This window comes from Nitrosomonas sp., from assembly GCF_019635155.1.
GTDB lineage: Bacteria > Pseudomonadota > Gammaproteobacteria > Burkholderiales > Nitrosomonadaceae > Nitrosomonas.
On record NZ_JAHBZY010000018.1, the window covers coordinates 39,819 to 58,602 of the forward strand.

Genomic DNA, 18,784 nt, shown 5'->3' on the forward strand with positions numbered 1-18,784 from the left:
ATTTCAGTAAGTTAGCGGCAGCTAACTAGGACAAATGACCTACCTAAAATAGTACAGGACTCCCTTGTATTCGATAATTGCGAAACTTACTATTACCACCCCAATAATAAAAAGGTTTTTCCTCAAATAAGGAGGTAATATGAAAAAGAAATTCTTAGCAATATCGATTCTAATGGGCGGTCTTTCTTTACTTGGAACAGGTAATGCTGCTGTCAGTTTTGATACATTTGTAGGCAGCACAGGCGGTTCACCGATTGGGTTTGCATATGCAGGTAACAAGTTTGTCGGTTCGAACTATTTCAACAATCAGCTCTATCAAACGGATCTAAATGGCGGTAACCTTTTGCCTTTTGGAGCGCCGTTACCTATCAGCAGTGGAAGTATCGGTGAAATTTATGTATCCAGTTCACTGGGACTCGGTGGATTCGGATCAAGCGACGCTCGTGACGTATTTGCCGGATCGGAAGCGGCCGGTAATGTTTATCGATTTTCTAACGATGGATCAAGTCAGTCACTATTTGCCTCCGGACTGAGCGGGGATGTTCGCGGTATTGCTTTTGATCCTTATGGTGAATACGGCTTCAATATGCTCGTGACAACTCAGACTGGCAATGTCTACAGAGTTGATAGCACCGGATCTGCTTCTTTGTTAGCGAATGTTGGCGGAGACGCGGAAGGTTTGGACTTTACACCTCAAGCATTTGGTGACATTCCGGCCCATACTTTGGTGGTTGTGTCAGAAGGCACAGGGCGATTGACAGCGATAGCATCTGATGGCTCACAAAGGGATTTGGGGCTGCACTTTGGTACACCGGAAATGCTAAGCTTTGTACCTTTAAACCTGGGCGATAGTGGTAATCCGCTCGAAGGTTTTTATGCAGCTAATTATCCAGACAATGTGATAAAGGCGGATGCAAGCGAGTTTCTGGCTTATAAGGGGGATGCAGTTATTACCGATGAAGGTAATCACCATATGTATCACATCTATTGGGATAATGCGATCGGTGCATTCAATACCAGTGATATCGGTATGTTTCCAAATCAACCGGAAGATGGAATTTTTCTTACTGCGGCTATCTTAACTCCGGTACCGGAACCTGAAACTTATGCTATGTTACTGAGTGGATTGGGTATATTGGGGTTTATGGTACGTCGTCGCAGGATTTCTTAGATTATATGTAACGATGCTTTATGGCAGAGGTACCGGAGTTCCTCTGCCATTTTCTATTACGATCACTGCGCATTCCAAGGCGCAATATTACGTTCCGTCATCAGCCTGTGTTGACGGATGCCGGCATCATCAAAGTTAGCTTGTTCAAATGCATTGATCTGATAAACACCGGATGCGACATGAATCTCGATATGTCCATCGGCCACTGCAATATGGTTGCTGCCATCTTTATGCATTTGGATACTGAAGCGAGTTCCGAGATCCTTAATGATGACATTGCCGACTTTTACTTCTAACTTATTGGCGGCAGCTTTCTGGATGTCGAAATATACATTTCCCCTGAACAATTCCACATGTAGCGGCTCACCGTCCTTGACAGCGACAAAACTGCGCGTATCCAAGGCCATCTCAATACCCGGTGCTATAGACGTTGCTAACAGTTCTTCCGATTTTGTTTCATAAAACCGTACACTATGCGGTTTGCCGAAATACCATGTCATGAGTCCGAGAAAAACGCAAAATCCCATGATGGCGCAGTGAATCATAAAACGCCGCCAACTAAAAACGAAAGAAAATGGTTCGATCACGGGTGGTTCGGGTTTTTGCATGTTGATAAGCAAAAAAATTGAAAGCAGAAATTATATACTGTTGATCGTAATTTTTTTAGCCTGAAATTGAGTCGATTGGTTACAAGAAGCAAAAATTGCCCGGTGCGTCAGGAAATACTGAGATGTTGCGTTACATCATTGTTTCGCTGGTTGTAGCGCGCGACGCAGGCGCCCCTTGACCGGCTTGACGCGATCAAATGCTAATCCGCTGCTGCCTTCACCACGGCCGGTTTGTTTCTTCACGCCGAGCCAACAAAAGACTTGACCATTGTTCCAGCGGGTACGCTGATACGCCTGCGTGACTTGAATACCGGCTCGGGGAACTTCCTCTTCATGCAGAAAATAAGGTTGCGGCGGTTGCTGGTCGAGCCCCTCCCGCAACAATACCGTACGTGGTTTGACCTTTTCGGGTGGATTAGGATCGCCGAGGATAATTCGCGGCATCGATGCACGCTGCAATTGGATTTCGCGGTTGTTGCCGTCCAGATGCACCGGAATCATCGGAATCCAATTTTCCGGAACACCTTGCATCAATTGATAGCGAATGGTCGCATTCGATTCGGGAATTTCCGGAACGACTAAACCGCCTTCGATCTCACTATCCAGAATACTTTCCAGACGACTGAAGAGTTCACGGCCAGCTTCGTTGCCCGGTTTGCTGCGGCCTGTTGCCAGCGGAATGCGTTGCTCGATGCCCCACACCATGTTGGCCACTTCATCGCGGACGAACCATAACGCATCAAAGGGTTTTCCTTCCTGAATCTTGGGTACGGTTGGCAACAGTATCAGCGATGTGTCGGCGCGAACGTTATCGCTACCTTTGACGGTAAGGTTATACATGGCCCAGCGCTGCCAATCTTCGTCGCTGCCGGAGCCCGATGCCGTTATCCAGAATCGTTCGCCGAACACATTGGTAACTGTCAGGCCTTGTACATTGGCGATACTGCCGACCGGTAACTGGAAAGGCACCAAAAACCAATCGTTGGCATAAACCAAGCCGAATTCCATCAACAGCAGCTTATTGATATCGGTGGTATCGGGTTTGATATCGCCAAAATTGGTTTTGCCTTCTTCAAATGCCCACCAGCGTGTATTCGGCATTCCTTCGAATTGCAGAGCGGTCGGGAAGAACGACAGCGTGGTGGTTCCTTCCACCGTGCTATCGTTACCTGCGCCCAGGCTTTTCTGGGACGGATCAACATCCAAGTTGTACCAATCCAAGCGGCCTTGGTAGTATTCCTCGGCAGTCATAATTTTTTCCGTGCCAATTTGCGGCGCCGCGACTGCGAATTGATACTCCAATTGTTGAGGTTGCCAGGCATCGTTCCGGCCTTGAACCGGCTGATAAAACAATTGCTCGTACCATTGCACGAATTTGCTAGCCAAGTCATCTATGGTTGTTTTGTCGCTGTCATTCGCTAAGGTAATACCGTCGTAGGCATGGTGCAAGATATCGGCTTTTAAATAAAAATACAGATTGGCGCCATCCATCGCGCGCCCCGCCAGCGCCGAGAAACTTTGCCACACCGCCGGATGCGCGGTCAAAGAAGCATCGTCGCGGCTTGCAGGGTCGGGTTCGGCGATTTGATAGCCAGCATGTTGCAGGTATTGCGGTTTCAACGCGGATAAACCGGCCAACTGCAAATATTTGAGCCATTGCCGGCCCATCAGCAGGCGGATATCCAGCGAAAGAATATGCTGCTGGCCGTTGTAGGGGAATGGACGCTGTTCGACGATTGCTTCCAGCGGTGCGGAACGGTCGAAATCCTGAACGGCAGCATCGCCCGGTTGATACTTGGTCAGTTCGGTGGTCGCCATATGCGCTTTTGCGAAGATTGGCGATCCGGCGTCGTCGCCTTTGAATTCCCCTGTTTGCCATTGTTTGCACAGCATCCACAGCGGATCGCGGATTTCAGCGCGCAATGCGCGAGTGAAGTTTTTCGTGCGAGGCCGTCCTTCCAGGCGATTCCACAGCACCACGGTGGGTAATAAGATCTTGCGATCGATGACTTCCTGGATATTTTCTATCGCAATAAAATCGTTCATGGTCAACTCTCAATGTTGGATTTGAATTGCACCGCATTATTAAAGGCGAAATCAAGCGTCATCATGATCGGGTAGCGGGTTACCGAAGAGATCACGGCCGGCAGGAAGCGGGCGTACTCCGTTTCATTCCAATGCGCCGGTTCAACCGCACGTTTTCCGGCCATATCCAGGGTTTCGTGCAAGGTATCAACCAAGTCCTGCCATTGCCAGTGTCCGGTAAAGTTTGCGGGCAGCGCCAATAGCAACGACTGCGGGGCTTCGCAATTAGGACGGTCATAATGGAATGTCAATCCGGTAGTTTCTTGCGTAGTGGGAATGACTTCAGTCCATTCGTCGAGCAATAACCCGCAGATCGCCGCATTTTGTGCAAAAGCATCGACATAGTGCGCGGTATACAATAATTTGTCGCTATCGATCACAAACAGCTCGGAAGTGCCAGGCTGGGTGTCGGGATATTGCAACGCCAGCCAATGATCGTCGGTGCGGTACGGAAATTGTAATGGCGTCAGATTTAGACCGCTATTGTTCAACGCTTCGCCAAATTGCATGACGCTTTCCCAGCGTTGCAATTTTTCCCGTACTCGCGCGACGCCGTAAAGCCAATTGTCTTCAGGAAAATCCACACCCAGATCATTTTTCTGATAATTCAGCAGTTGCGCACGATTGTCGTAGCTTTGCTGCCATTCACCGCCATGCGCGGCGGTGAGATTAAATTCGGGCAGGATAACGAAATCTTCGTGCGTCAATTGCCGGATTGCCTGTGTCAACTCCTCAATGCGTTTCTCGGCTGATGTCGAGGCGTCACCGGTGATCAAAGCGTTTGCCGCCGTCAGGCGTTTGTCGATATCCGTTGCCAAGTCTTGTGCTTTGGCCTGTAGAGATTGCGCAAAACTGATGATAGCTTTTTTGTTGTCGGCAATATCCAATGGCTGCGTATCATGCAGCGCAATGTCACTTTCCCGAGCGAACATCGACGCATACAGTGCGCCAACCTGACCGGCGGTTGCCAACAAGTTTTCGAGAATCGACAAGCTGCTCTGGAAACTGGTCTTATGCGTCGTGTTCAGTGCGGTGAGCAAATCGTCCGGATCGTTCGATGCCGGGATCGGAATCGATTCGGTCGTGATCAATAATGCCGCTTCCATGAGGTATTGCATTTTGTTTTCAACCGGCGTCGACGGATCCAGCGCTCCAAAATCGGTGATGCGCTGCTCGAATTCTTGCAGCGATGCTTGCCAGCGGGTAACAATGTCTTGCAGTTTTTCAAGCAAAGCGAGAAATTGAACACGCCGCCAGTCGTAAACGAAACCGGTTGCCGCGCCGGTCAAGCCGAATTGATTGACCGCATGCGCAATTGGCAAATAACCGTTGATCATTTCATCGAGATGATTGAGCGCATTACTTTCTGCAACGGCTGGATCGGCATCGTTCAGCCAAGTGTCGATTTGCGTTTTCAAAGCATTCAAGGCTGTTTGTTGCGGCAACAGCAAATCGCGCACTGCGGTGACTTTTTCCGCACGGATTGTTGCGGCGCTGTCTTCTTCTTGCGATGCTTCGTTCGGCAGTTTCACGTCGGTGGTTTTGAGCGGGCGCGATTGCGTGATTAAAGCTTTCAGGTCGTGCAGCATCGGCATCACTTCAAAGAGCGAGAATTTTCCGGGCAGCTTGCCGCGGTATTGGATCTTGATGTCACTGTCGACGCGCACGCCGGGGATGGCATAAACATAGGTCAGGATGCGATCGTCAAGCGCGGTCATTTGCTGCTGATCACTCGACAGCATATACACCAGGTCGATTGCCAGCAAGCCCAAATCCTGCGCGCTGACTGTTTGTTGTTCCTGTTGCGCGTTGCCGTGATGGTAGTAGTCGACGGTGCAGAAAATATCGCTCATCACTGGCAGCAATTGCGTTAACCATTGATTGACGGCCGGTTCGGCTTTGGCGCGCGGCGTGCTGTTGGCAGGGTCGCCGGGGTTCAATCCGGCGCGCAAATGCAAGCCGACGCGATGCGTGAGCGTGACACCGCTACGCGGTGTTTGCACCACTTCCGGAACCGGTGGGAAATGCCCTTTGCTGAAGGCATCCAGCGTACCGGCGGCGCGCTCGTAATTGCCTCGCACTACTTGGTATACGCCTTCCGCCATCGCCAGATCGGCAACGGCATCGTTAATATTCATGATATGTTGCACTTCGCGGTTTATTGCATCCAGCTTGTTCTGCTCGGTGATCGTGGGTAATGCCGCAATACCGAACGGATAATTCCGGTTTACGCCGGTCTGCGCTTGCACATGTTCGATTAACGCCAAACCGTCGACGACATTGCGGGCTTCCACCGCACTGATCGGTGCATCGCTCGCGCTTTTGGTGGTCGATAACCGGTCACCCGCAAGCGGAAATTGCTTGCGCAGATCGAAAATGATGCTGTCGAGGAACAGATCACCGGCATCGTGTAAGCCGCGCTCCAGATAATACCCCAGCAATGATGAAAGACTTTGGCCATTGCGCATACCGTCGATGACATTCATCGCCAGCCGCACGCGTTCGGAAGTGAGATTGACTGCCAGACTGTCGGGGTTGCTGGGCGTGGCATTGGCCAGATAACCATTGCGTAACACTGCAGCGGTGACGGCATGATTCAAGGAAGGCGCATGAATATAGCCGAAATTCTTGTCGTCGGTGACCAAGGGCGCTTGACCGGGTTTGTTGAAAATCTTATCGAGTTCTCCGGTCAGTTCGACGGGCACCAGATTTTTGTTTTCCGGCCTGACATCTTCCAGCCAGGCATAAGCACCCAGGTAGCAACCATGTGAGTCATTAGCATTAACATTATCCGGTACGGTGCCGGGGAGTGGTTGCGCCGGAGTGGTTATTTGCTGCATGATGTCGAGCTGTACATTCAATAATCCCAGCCACCAGGCGTCGAGACGGTAGCTGCAGCAATCAATGTGTTCGGCGAAGCTTCTTTCCAGGCGAGCGGTCGGTGTTTGCCGCAGACGCTCCACTGCGTTGATCTGAGTATTCAAATAAGGATTACGCAGGGTTAGTATCTGCGGAATAAAATCGGCGATTTGCAAATTCGGTTGGTTGGTGATCGCAGGCTCGGTTTTGTACAAATACTGCCAAGGACTGCCTTTATCTTCTTCGATCTCCTGGATATGCAAAAACTTCGGTTCGCGTTTTGCTACGGCGAATTGTTGCGGATTCAATACATTCGCTTCCAGATGCAAGCGCAAACTGGTGTCGAGGTAGGACAGATCAAGCGCATGGTGCAGCATCAAATAAAGCAGCGCGGTCGGCGGCTTATCGTCGATAAAGCCTTGTTGCAAGCGCAAGGTGTTATGCGAGTCACGCGCTGCGGCAGCCAACCACTGGAGATAATTCGAGCCATCGGTATGATACGGCCGGATCGGATTGAATTCAGACAATGCCTGATCGTCGATCAGAGGGCCTTTCAGCAGATTGGCTGCCAGCGTGAAGAATTTATTGAGAATATCGGGAATTTTGTTGTTTTCCTGCGCCGAATAGCCTAGTTGCGCAAGCAGGTTTAAACCGCTCTGGGTGTAAATCAGCGATGCGATCGCGGCGTAGATTGCGCCATTGATGCCGGAGGTTTTATAGCGGTTATATAACTGTTCGGCACTTTCCGCATAGCGCTGATAAAACTCGACCGATGCCGGATGCAGACCGACGATATCGAGTAAAGCTTGTTGCGGATCGGTTTGCGGCTTGCCGACATAGGAGACTTTGGGGAGCAACGTTACCCAGCGTTCATCGACTTTCTTGATGAGCGCGTAGAGCCGGGATAAAAACAGGAAAGAGCCGGAAATTTGGGGTTCCAGCCGGTCGTTCGCGAAAATTTTGCGATTGATCCATGCCATGCGCGAGAATGGGGTCGCCGGTAGAATGCCGTATGGTTGCTTGCCGATGCGGATCGCGGGTAATGTGCCGCGCCCAAGCACATACCGGTTGAAGTAATTGCGTGTACTGGTAATAGTATCGTCGCTGAACACCGGCTCCATCATCTGGTCCATGAAATAACCTAATGTTGCCGGCCACAATGCCTCGTTCATCGCTCTGGTTTCCAGTTGATCATTGGCGTAATACTGCGGCGATAATTTCATAATGGCCGGGTCAATGCCCAAGCTGCTTGCCAGCCAACGGCCATCTTTGCGCGTGCGCCAATCGCTCGGGTCGTCATCGCTGCCATCGGTGGCGTATTGGGTGAAATAATGATCGTAACTGGCATCCGCATCGCTGAACCAGCTATAGCCGCTTTCCTGGTCTTCGACATTATTGGTCGGCGTACCTTGCGGAAGCAAGCTGAACCCCTTGCGGCTGCGTTGATGATGCTGAATCAATTGCTGCAATTGATCACGGCTTTTGTTGACGTCGGCGCTGAGCCGGACACCGAGTACAAATAGCCGGTCGAAACCGCGCCGTGCTTGAATATCAGTGAGATTAATCTTGAACCCCATGCCTTTGGCGACCGCCTCGTCAAAATCGGTAACCCATTTCATTTCATCGGGGACGATCAGCTCGTCGTTTTCCAGCCGCAATTGCTGATCTTCGGGGGCGTTGGGATTGGGACCGACAATCAGTTCCGAAGGTACCGGGCGGCCAATGTGCAATAGCGTTTGTTCGGTACCGTTAAAGCCCATTACGACGAAGCGTTCCGGTAACAATGCGACGCGTGCCGGGTTGGACCAAGCTTGCAATTGCGTATCGACACCGCTGAGAACGGGTAATTCCAGGAATTCAACGCGCACGTTGGTAGCAGTTTCGGGTTGCGCCGGTTTGACATTCAGATTTTGCGGTTGGTATGACGTGACGATTTCCTGTGTGCGTGCTTCGCCAAGATTATTTTTAAGAGCGGTATACGCGGCATCCAATGCAGTTGGATCGTTATTGGCATTGAAAACAGCTTGCCAATATTGCTGCACAAATGGTTTCTCGGCCGCGGGTAGCGCTTGTTCGGAGACGATCACCAAAAGATAATCGCCCTCTGCTTTGACCGGCTCTTCAGTCAGATTCAAGGGCTTGAATAGTTGACTTAGCCAATATGCCCGGCCCGCACCGTGGCTTTTGACCAACGATTGCCAAGCTGCGCGTTTTTCGCTATCGATGCCGCCCGCTTTCCAGATATTGGTCCAATAAACACGCGTGTTGCTAATTTCAACTTCGGAAGGAATTTCTTCGAAGGTGTCGATACTGATGTCGTCCGGGTAAACGCGCACCCATAAGTGATTTACGGTGTCATCACGTCCATCGGGTCCGGCAACTTTTTTGAAACGTGTTTCAATGCGTAACGGAAACAACAAGATCGGATGCAGATCATTCAGTTGCTCGATGTTTTTTGTAGGATCGGAAAAGACTTCGAACAACAATTCGTGATCGAGCAGAACTTGCCGGCTTTGCTGAAGTTCCGTCTGCAGTTTGGCGGTGTTGGCGCGCAACGATTCTTGCTCACGCAACAGCGCTTGCAATTGCTCTTTGGCTTGGATATCCGTCCGGCGGCTCAGAGACGCGATGGTGCGCTCGTTTTTTTGCAGCTTCTCATTGGCAGCGAACCAATTTAACCGGTTTTGCTGGTGTTGTCGACGCGCTGAGTCAATCTGATCTTGAGTATCTTTAAAATTTGTCATAAGCCACTTTTGTCAGTTGAAGTGTTCCACTTACTGGTCATGCTTAATCGGGCGGTAGCATTTCGGAAGCATGCACGCCGACGAGTACCGGTGCCTGGAACAAGATATAAGCCAGTTCTGCCGAATTAATATTGTTTGTCCAGCTTAACAAGTGATCTTCTTGCCATTGTTCCGCTTTTTCTTGAGCAGTGCCGCCGGGTTCGACATTTGGCAAGCTGCGTGTCGGGGCGCTGGCGATGTCGATAAATTCACCATCGCTGATGCCGGGCGCGACATCCGCCCAAGACAGGTCGTTCCAGACTTGAATCGGGCCTTCGCGATCGATATCCAAACCGAAACGCGGTTCGCCCGGCCGTTCCTTGATCACGAAGAACCAGCCCGGATCATCGTCGACTTCGGGATTGCCGCGTGCTTCCTCTTCAGTTAAATCGAAACCGAAAAAGTAAATATCCGGTTTGACTTGTGCTTCGTAGAGCGGTGTTTTGATCGGCACGCTATCGTCGAATACCCGTTCGGTTTTTTTGTTCGGTGCCGGATTGGTGTCGCTGATCGGTTGCCATTTGGCTTTTTGCGCATAAATGACCGCATTCGGATATTTTTTCAGGAGTTCGCCGCGAATCACCAGTACCAGTTCCTCTTCGTTTTCCAGGCCTTGTTCGCGGTTGTCATGCTCACCCAGTTTGGAGAACCGGGACCAGCGGTGAATCGGCGGAATGTCTTTCAGTTCCTCGCGGCGTTGCTCGCTGTCCTCGGTGGGGCTTAGAAAGCCGCTGACATCCCAGAATTGCCGGAAGTAGGAGCCGCGCTGATCGGTCGGATATTCACGCCATAACAATTCGCGCGCGAATTCATGATTGATGCCGACCATATACGATTCGATGAATGACTGGTTGGTTTTCAATAACGTTATGGTGTTTTGCCCGATGAAATTCAGGTTCGGTACGAACAGTTCGGTGGATTTATCGACCAGCGGTTTGTACATCGGAATATCGAATTCCGGGTATGCCATCGCTTCGACAAATTTCTCGCCGATCAAGTTAATAATATGCGCCGGCAGCAGAATGTTGTTCAAGGTCCATTTCGGGATGGTGACCGCCGGATCCAATTTCACCAGCGTATCCGTTGCCAGCAGGGCGATGTTAACCGGGACCGCTGCGGGAATGACGCCGGCTTGCAGGCCATTTTGCAGCACCGTGTATGAGTCTTTCAGCGCCGTTTTAAAGCGGTTTGACTGTGCGTTGTCGACTGTACCCGCAGTCGCCGGTTGCGGCGGATTGACCGGATCCAGTGCCAACAGATTCAATTCCGGCGTCAGAACAAAATTACTGCTGGGTGGCATGGTATCCACCGCAGCCGGTGTTTGTCCGGTTTCGGATACCGAATCGGCTTGATTGGCTTGTGTGATCAAACGTTGTGCTGTGCGGTAAGCCCACAATAATCCCGCACCCACCGCCGCCGCTACAGCCCAGATTCCGGCGCTGGCGCCGATGATCGCCAGCACGATCACGAGCAGAAAAATCAACGCTAATATGAGGTAAGGAATAAATGGGTAGCGTTTCAAAAAATCCAGCAGCCAGGACGGCACATTCTTCGGCTGCGCATCTTGAGAAAGATTATCCAACGATGGCAGCGTGCCGGGGATTACATGCGGCGGCGCGGCAGTGACGGCGCCGTCGTTGACGCGGGTGATTAAATTATTCGGATGGATACTTTCATCGAAAGCGGATAGCTTCTGCAAGCGGCCGTTCGGACGCAGCATGCGCCGCAGTGGCGCGGATGTCAGCGCAGGCGTGACCGGACTTTGCTTGATCTGATGAAAAACGGTCATGCCCTGACTGATCACACGTTTTTGCACCGGTGCCGTCATGAACAGAATTTTGTCATGACTGATTTGTTGCAGCGGCAGCACTTGTTTCTGATACCAGTGATTGGCGGTGATTTTAGCCAGTTGCGCCAGACGGATTTGACGATTGGCTTCGAGCACGTCGCCCACTTGATCCCACGCTGCATCCATATATTCTTCCTGGTTGGCGATGATGACATCGGTGCCGAAACCGGCGGCACTGCGCCAGCGCGGATCGAGATTCAGTTCGTGCAGCCAGTTCTCGTTGTTCGGCGCGTCGCTGCCGTCGGCTTCTTTTAGCACGCGATTCCGGAGCGCATGCCAGTGACCATAGATCGGTGGGGTGATCAGCGGATCGGGATCGGCTTGGATGGCGGCGGGTAAATCGGTGTTCTGGTGAGCCGCATCGGCGGCGAGCCGGGCGTAATCATCAGCCAGATTGAGAAACGCCGCCAATTCCTGCTGGAACACGTGCGGATACGGTTGATCCCAATTTTCCCATTTCGCGATCTCTTGTTCGGCTTCGCTGCTTAACGGTGCGAGCAGTGCGCCACCGAGTTTCAATACGCCTTCGAGATCCGGATTTTGGATACCGCTGATATTGGAGCCGGGGTTTTGCACGTCGATATCGCGGCGTCCCACGCGGCTATCCGCCGGTTTTGGCTCCAGCAGGCGCACCAGATACTCAAAATCGCCTTGCGATCCGGTACGGAAAAACCAACGATAATAAACCGGGAATTGCGTCGGCGCCGGGCGGCCTTCGCCCCATGCCGAGAATGTCGCATGAGGCGCGCCGTCGGGGCTCATTCCCAGACCTGCCAGGCGGCCTGTTTCAAACGTCGGAATCAGAAACGCGTGATAGCGTTCGTTCGGAGTCAATTTCCGCGGGCAAACGATGCGTGAATAGGCTTCGTCGGCATTTTGCGCGAGTACGCTCTGAAGTTGCGATAACACAGCGTTGATATCCGGCGCTTGCGGTGCATCCTGATTGCCGGCGATATTTTTATTGACGTGCACATGCGCCCACGCCCACAGTTCTTCGGCTTTTGGAAATACCGTTTCGAACGGATTGGCTTTGATGTCAATGAAAGGCAATGGTTTTCCGGAAATATTGCCGCCTTCGGCAAATTCGGCTTCGGTTAGTACGATCAACGTGACCCAGGGGCGCAGCCGGGATCCCGCCGGTGCCGCCGGCGTATAACGCCAGGGAAAATCTTCGTCGTAAAACTCGATGTGGCAAAGATAATTGGGTTCGAAGTTGGTGATCCAATTGAGCGGCTCGGTTTTGATGACCGCGCGCGATTCGATACCGATGATGTCGCCGGGGCCGTAGAGCGCGACATTCTTATTGACTGGGGCGGCTACATCGCCACCTTCGCCGCCGCTGCCTTTGATATTCAGGTTGACGGCAATACTGGCGCGGGTTTTGACCGAAGCGTCGAGATCCGCCGATTGGATATTATTGGCGACACCTTGCCGCAACCACGGTAGAAATGTATAGGTGCCGATCGCCATTATGCCGCCTCCTGCAGTGGGTTCGCTTCCGTGCTCGGAATGACGTGCAGACTGTCTTGCAATCCGGGCGACTGACTCACTTGCGCGCGTAGGAAATCTTGCGCTTGGGCGTGCGATGCAAAATAAGCTTCTTTGCTATGCGGGCTGTTATTCGTCGTTGAAGCTACGACGTAACCGGCTTCTTTCACAATGACTTTCTGATCGATCGGGGCTTTTTGCGTTTTGTAACTCGCCGAGAGTGCCGATTTCGATGCAGCGTTGCGGCCCAGGAAGTGATTGAAAAATTCAGCGCTGATCGCGACAAAGCGGATCAGCAGCGAAATAAAATTATTGTCGATGATATTTTGCTCGTAGCGCACCACGCGCTTGATTGCCGCGGATGATTTTATCGATTGATTGCCGACCGATAACTCGATGCCGGCATTCTGCTTCTCATACGCGGGCGCGCTCAATTTATTGGCATCGCTCAAGTTTTTATATTGCGCCGTGGCAAACGATTCCTTGGTATCCGCAACTTTGGCCAGACCGCCACCGGTGACTTCAATAGTAAGCCGCTTGGCATCTTTCGGTTTCTGACTGCCGACCTTGTCGAGATCCAGATCAAGCGGGATGGCGCGCTGGTTGACGCGCAATACGCCGACCGGATGCAGAATCAAATCGCTGGTGCTTTCAATGGCGCGTAGCGACACCAGCAATTGGTTGGATACCGGCAATTCGGCTGTCCAGTTATCCAGTTTTTCGAATTCCGCCGTGATCAGCGGCATGATGTCGATGGCCGGTAACGTGGTGTTTTCGTTTTCGCCCCAGGTATGGCTGAACGGTACGTCGATATCCCAAAACAGTACCGAAATCGAACCCTCGCCTTCGATATGCCACGGCGATGTGCCTTCGAGTTCGCCGCGCATATGCACGCCGAACAAGCCGACACCGAACACCTTGACATCGAACGACGCGGAGATCGTGATGATGAAATAGAACGGTGAGAATTGGAACAACGCGTCGAAGCCGACATGACCGGAAATATTGAAAGCGCTGAGGCCGAAATAAACTTCCGCCTTGGCACCGAATTGCACGGTGTTGGACGTGACGGCGAAATAACCTTCTACCCGGATACGTGCGAATGATGTATTCAGGATATTGATCGCAATCCGGTTGGGATTGGGGAAAGGCAGTGGAGGCGGTTTAAAGGAGGGATGAAAGCCGCCCACGCTGATGACAAAATTGGCATTGTCGCCCCAGGCGATCAATAACCCCATATCGCCGTCGATGGTGAGAAAAATCACCCGCGAATCGTACAAGCTGGCATAGAACCACAAGCGTTGCTTGTCGACTTCCAATGCGCCGATGAAGCTGACCTGGATGATGATCAATGCCGCGTCTTCATCGGGCAGCGCGACTTTCAGCACACCGAGAATCGCGATATTGCCTGGCGGTATTTCGATGATGATGCCGAGCGATGCGCTAACCAGCGTCGGCGTTCCCCAACCGAGTTTTGCCATCGGACCGATCAGAAACACATCTTGTGCAGGCGGAAAGAATTGGCGCAAATCGCTGATGATGCGCGGTGCATTCTCGATGATATTGTCCGGGAACATGATGCTGTTGATCGATCCGGTGCGTACGCCGGCGGCGATTATTTCCAGTTCCATGGTGCGGTTCAGGCCGAGCAAGCCGCCGACGGCGTTTAGCGTAAAACCGAAACCCAATTGAAACGGCGTACCGAACTCGGCACTGAGGATGATCAACAATGAGAAGCCTTCGGAACCGTCGGGCATGCGTGTCGTGATCAGGCCGATCGCTTTCACCGTGACGATACCGCTGAACATCAATTCCAGCGCACCGGCGTATTCTTCCTTGTCAAAATCAAAGTAGAGATAGCCGCCGCCTTTGACGATGCCGACATCGAGCGACAATCCGACACCATTCGGCGGCTTGAAGCCCAAGCTGATATCGACCGGCCCGGCATTGCCGCTGCGGTTATCGACCAACGCGAAATCGATCGCCAAACCGATGTTTTCCACGACGGCGGCGAGCGGACCCAGTGCGGCTTTGATATCCGTTGAAATCGCGGTGGGGAATTTATTGTTATCGATACCGACGGAAAAGGTGAGTGCGCTGACTTCCACCGGTCCGAGATCCAGGTGCAGCGGCAGTTGGATTTCCAGCGCGCTGCTGCCGACAAAAAACAGGCCGTCGTTGCTGTTGTAGCCAAATGCCATGCCGAAGTCGGAATTAAGCTGGATGCCACTCAAAATATCCGTAATAAAACCGTCGCCGTCGGCAAACGAAATCGATAGCTTACCGGCGCCGATTTCACCGCCGACGGTAAAGTCGGCCGTTGATTGTCCGCCGCTGCCTTGAATCCGACCACCGAAGCTGACGCCGAATTTCCCGACTTCCAGCCGGCTGCCGTCCGGGTCGCCGATTAACAGATAAGGCGTTGCCGCTTGCGTGCGATCCGCGCTGACGCTGAGGTTTAACGAACCGGAAACGGTATCGGCTGCGGCGGTTTGGAACGTGAATTTGGCGGGCGGCTGGATGACTAATTCGGCGCCGAACGGTAGCGTGGCTTGCAAATCCAATGTAACTTTTAAATCATCGGCGGCGAATTCGATTTTGCCGGGACTGAGATTCTGCCGGACCGATAGACTCAATCCGTTGGGATTGAGGTCGGTGCGCGGTTTGAGTTGAAAGATGACGGCCTCGAGAATCGGCGTAGGCGATGCATCGTCATAGAAAACCGGCGCTTTCAGATGGAGTAGCAAGCGTTCGAGCCGCTGCAGTAAATTAGCGGCATCGAGACTGTTGCTGCCCCAGTTGTAATGCGATTGCAATGCCGACACCGGCGATTCCAGCCACTTGCCCAGTTCGTTGAAATGAAAGGTGGAGATCGTGAACTCCGGATTGTCCGGGTCGGTGGAACCGACATTGTTGCGTTGCCGCTCGAGGATGCCCAGCAGCTCGAGCAGTTCGTTGATGCCGTTGGCGGCATCCAATGTGCGAACGAGTAAATAGTTAAACAAGCGTTCGGCAAAGTGACTGGACACGCTTGCCGGGATGCTGCCGATACCTTGCACGGCGGTTTGCAATTGGTCGATTTTCTGGATCGCGGTGATAACCTGGCTGATCAGTTCCGCGCTGACGGAGACGATTTGGCCGACGTTTTCGTCTTCGATCGCTTGCGCCAAATCCCCGGCTTTTTGCAACACGGTTTTGCTGCTGGCGACCAGTGCTTGCATCGGCGAAGCCAGCGACGAAACCTGGCCGCTGTTGAGCGTAATGCCTAATTCCGCAAACGTTTGAACAGCGCGCGTGCTATTCAGCTCGCGCTCCAACGGCTCCAGCACATTGGCAATTTGCAGCAGAACGCGCTGTAAGGTATCCACTTCATTTGACATCGGCGGTTTCCTCCATGAGCGCGGCGTGTCCGCTGAATCCATCGGAGCCGGATGCGTCTTCAAATTGCTTAACAAATTCGTGCAGATTGTCGAAACTGTTAATGAAACCGGTCACTTCGTCAAAGTAGCTCAGAATTACTTGTCGCAGCGCCTCGCTACCATGCTGTGTCAGTATCTCGGCCATACGTCGGATCATCTGATCGCGCGTGATGCCTTCCACTTCAAACGGAATCCGATGCGAGGGATCGCGCGCATTGTTGACGAAATGCGCCAGGAATGCGGGGCCTTTGCTGCGATGCCAAGCCACAGTGACCGGTCGTTTGTGATTGACGAGCGCCACCACTTCCTGACGATGATCGAGAATCCGTTGATAAATTTCAGCGCCCTTGGGCGTGTTTAAAAAGCGTTCGCGTACCTCGGTGGTATGGTTGATGCCGGTGAAGATGCCTTCGACATCGTTTAGTGTCTGTCCGGCGGGGCCGACCGGCGGGTTGGCGGTGGTGATCGGGGTGATGCTGAGGTAGGCCATGACCGGGTGGATGTGTGATGCGAGTGCTCGTGCGGGGTTTGCCGAATCCACTGCATACAATAGCCCGACTACTTTGTTTTGCGCATTGACTACAGCGGAACCGGAGTCGCCATGATCGGCGAATATCAAAGCGCCGTTGCAATCGGGTTGCGTGGCTTCGATGTAGATCATGCGTCCGCCGCCAGCATCCAGCGCAGTGGTGTCGATGACTTTGCCGATGGTTTTGCTGGTCCTGCGTCCAACTTTATAAACCACATAATCGCTGCTGCCCAGATCGCTTTGTGCAACGCGGGCCACATCTTCCAGTTTGCTGTTGCCGCCGATATTCAAGCCGCGAATTTCGTTTTTGTACGACACACCGCAGTTGGTGTTGCACCAGCTGGAAATGCAAATATCCAATTTAGCGATGGCGCAGTCCAAATAATAGTCTTGTGCCGTTTCACTGGGGTAGGTATAAGAGTAGGGGGCTTGTTGACCAACATTATGAATTTTTCCGATCGGGTTGCGCCGTTCTTGTGTGCTATCAATATTGATAGTTCCTGCATTATCGATATAACGCGGTTGGTAAATGGTATCGCCATTCACCGCGCCATTGCTGGCAAGGACGTGATTGTTCGAAAGTAGCACGACATTTTCCGGTCCGCTGACGCCATTTAATGTGGCGAAGCATCCCAATGTTCCGGAGCCGATTTGATTCGCGGCATCCGTTTTGAAATTGGTGATCGATATACCGCCGATCAACGGCGAGTGCTGATCCAAGTCTTCGCAATGTATTGGTTTGGATTGGATGACCAACACCACATCGGTCGGAATTCCCTTGTATTCTTTTGGGATGATCTCGATTGGATTCAAATCTTCCGGTTTGCGTTTTTCTTTAACATAGACACGAAACGCGATCTGATCGGTGGTTTTTCCGGCGACTTCTTTCAAGCCGTAACCGACACCGACCACGCCCGGGATTTTTCTCAATTCGGTCTCGGCTTCTGCATGTAGTGCAGCGAGTTCTTTCTGATCCATCATCTTACCTCCATCCGACGTGGCAACAATTCGTCAATTGAATGAAATAGTTCAGTCGCATCGTGTTAATCCTTTCGGTCTGATTGGGGCGCGCAGAAGTTGAAGCACCAAGGAATAATCTGTAGAAAACTGAGCACCGGGTGGATATGGCACGCATAAGATACGTAAGGATCGAGCGTATGATTACCCCACAATAGGCCTACGGCGCGCTGATATTGGTCGATAAGCAAGGCACCGGAATCGCCTTTGCGCGAAAAGGGTTTCAATTTCCCATACTGATCGGGTATGGCACGGATTACCAGCGTGTTGCGGCATTGTTCTCCCGTGATGGTTTCAACGGTTGCTTCGCAATCTATGATTTTCCCCCAGGCAACATCGCGGCCAGCTATGCGTACTTTGAGTTCTCTTCCTTCAAATGTGTCGTGCGGATGCACTCTGGCTACTCGGGTAAAGTGCCGGGTTTTATCGTGATTCCGTTGTGTATGATTGTTTTGTTTAAACAGCAGCGAGGCGGTGGCGCAGTCGATGAAGTATGGTTTCTGAATCTCTCCGGGATAAGCGTAGGAAAAATGCCCGCAGAGTCCAATATTGTCGATTTTTGCAATGGCATTTAAGCGGGATGTGTCGAAAACGGCTTGATCATTTTTTTCTTCGTAGCCGGGCTGAAAAATCATATCGCCGCACTTAGCTTCATGAGCGGCTAAGACGTGCCGGTTAGAGACCAATACCAATGATTGCCAGTTCGATGCGCCCTTTTTGGCGGCAAAAAATCCTAACGTTCCTAATCCGACATGGGGGCGGTGTGTTTGGCTGGCACCCTTTAGATTGCTAATGATTGCCCCGGCCTGCGGCAATACTGCAGCAGCAGGATACTGAGCGATGTTGTCCGGATAGCCAGATAATTGGAATGAGACGTTTGCAGCCATGGTAACCGCCTATTAATTCAATTCAACAGTTGTAAGCATATATAGTAGCTACAACTGCGTTTGTCTTAATAATCCATCCGATCGGATCT

General features: G+C 51.9%; 8 protein-coding genes. 1 reads left to right on the forward strand and 7 read right to left on the reverse strand.

What is annotated here, in order from left to right; genetic code table 11:
- The first annotated feature begins 139 nt into the window (after nucleotides 1-139).
- A complete protein-coding gene (locus tag KF839_RS12065) occupies nucleotides 140-1,171 on the forward strand; it encodes a PEP-CTERM sorting domain-containing protein (protein WP_292918095.1) in 1,032 nt (343 codons plus the stop codon).
- Between the two features lie 62 nt (nucleotides 1,172-1,233).
- On the opposite strand, the gene KF839_RS12070 is transcribed toward KF839_RS12065, so the two are convergent.
- The 7 genes from KF839_RS12070 to KF839_RS12100 form a co-directional block, all read right to left on the reverse strand.
- A complete protein-coding gene (locus tag KF839_RS12070; RefSeq protein WP_292918096.1) occupies nucleotides 1,234-1,779 on the reverse strand; it encodes a FecR family protein in 546 nt (181 codons plus the stop codon).
- A gap of 135 nt (nucleotides 1,780-1,914) precedes the next feature.
- Nucleotides 1,915-3,825: a hypothetical protein gene (locus KF839_RS12075; RefSeq protein ID WP_292918097.1), complete on the reverse strand. Its 1,911-nt coding sequence runs from the start codon at nucleotides 3,823-3,825 to the stop codon at nucleotides 1,915-1,917.
- Between the two features lie 2 nt (nucleotides 3,826-3,827).
- The gene (locus tag KF839_RS12080) at nucleotides 3,828-9,467 is read right to left on the reverse strand and encodes a hypothetical protein (protein ID WP_292918098.1); all 5,640 of its coding nucleotides are present in this window, start codon (nucleotides 9,465-9,467) and stop codon (nucleotides 3,828-3,830) included.
- A gap of 43 nt (nucleotides 9,468-9,510) precedes the next feature.
- Entirely contained in the window at nucleotides 9,511-12,825 is a 3,315-nt protein-coding gene (locus KF839_RS12085; protein WP_292918099.1) for a hypothetical protein, read from the reverse strand.
- The gene (locus tag KF839_RS12090) at nucleotides 12,825-16,223 is read right to left on the reverse strand and encodes a DUF6603 domain-containing protein (RefSeq protein ID WP_292918100.1); all 3,399 of its coding nucleotides are present in this window, start codon (nucleotides 16,221-16,223) and stop codon (nucleotides 12,825-12,827) included. The genes KF839_RS12085 and KF839_RS12090 overlap by 1 nt, the downstream gene beginning before the upstream one ends.
- The gene (locus KF839_RS12095; protein ID WP_292918101.1) at nucleotides 16,213-17,769 is read right to left on the reverse strand and encodes a hypothetical protein; all 1,557 of its coding nucleotides are present in this window, start codon (nucleotides 17,767-17,769) and stop codon (nucleotides 16,213-16,215) included. The genes KF839_RS12090 and KF839_RS12095 overlap by 11 nt, the downstream gene beginning before the upstream one ends.
- 65 nt (nucleotides 17,770-17,834) lie before the next feature.
- Nucleotides 17,835-18,695, reverse strand: coding sequence for a hypothetical protein (locus KF839_RS12100; RefSeq protein WP_292918102.1), 861 nt, complete (start codon nucleotides 18,693-18,695; stop codon nucleotides 17,835-17,837).
- Nucleotides 18,696-18,784: the final 89 nt, after the last annotated feature.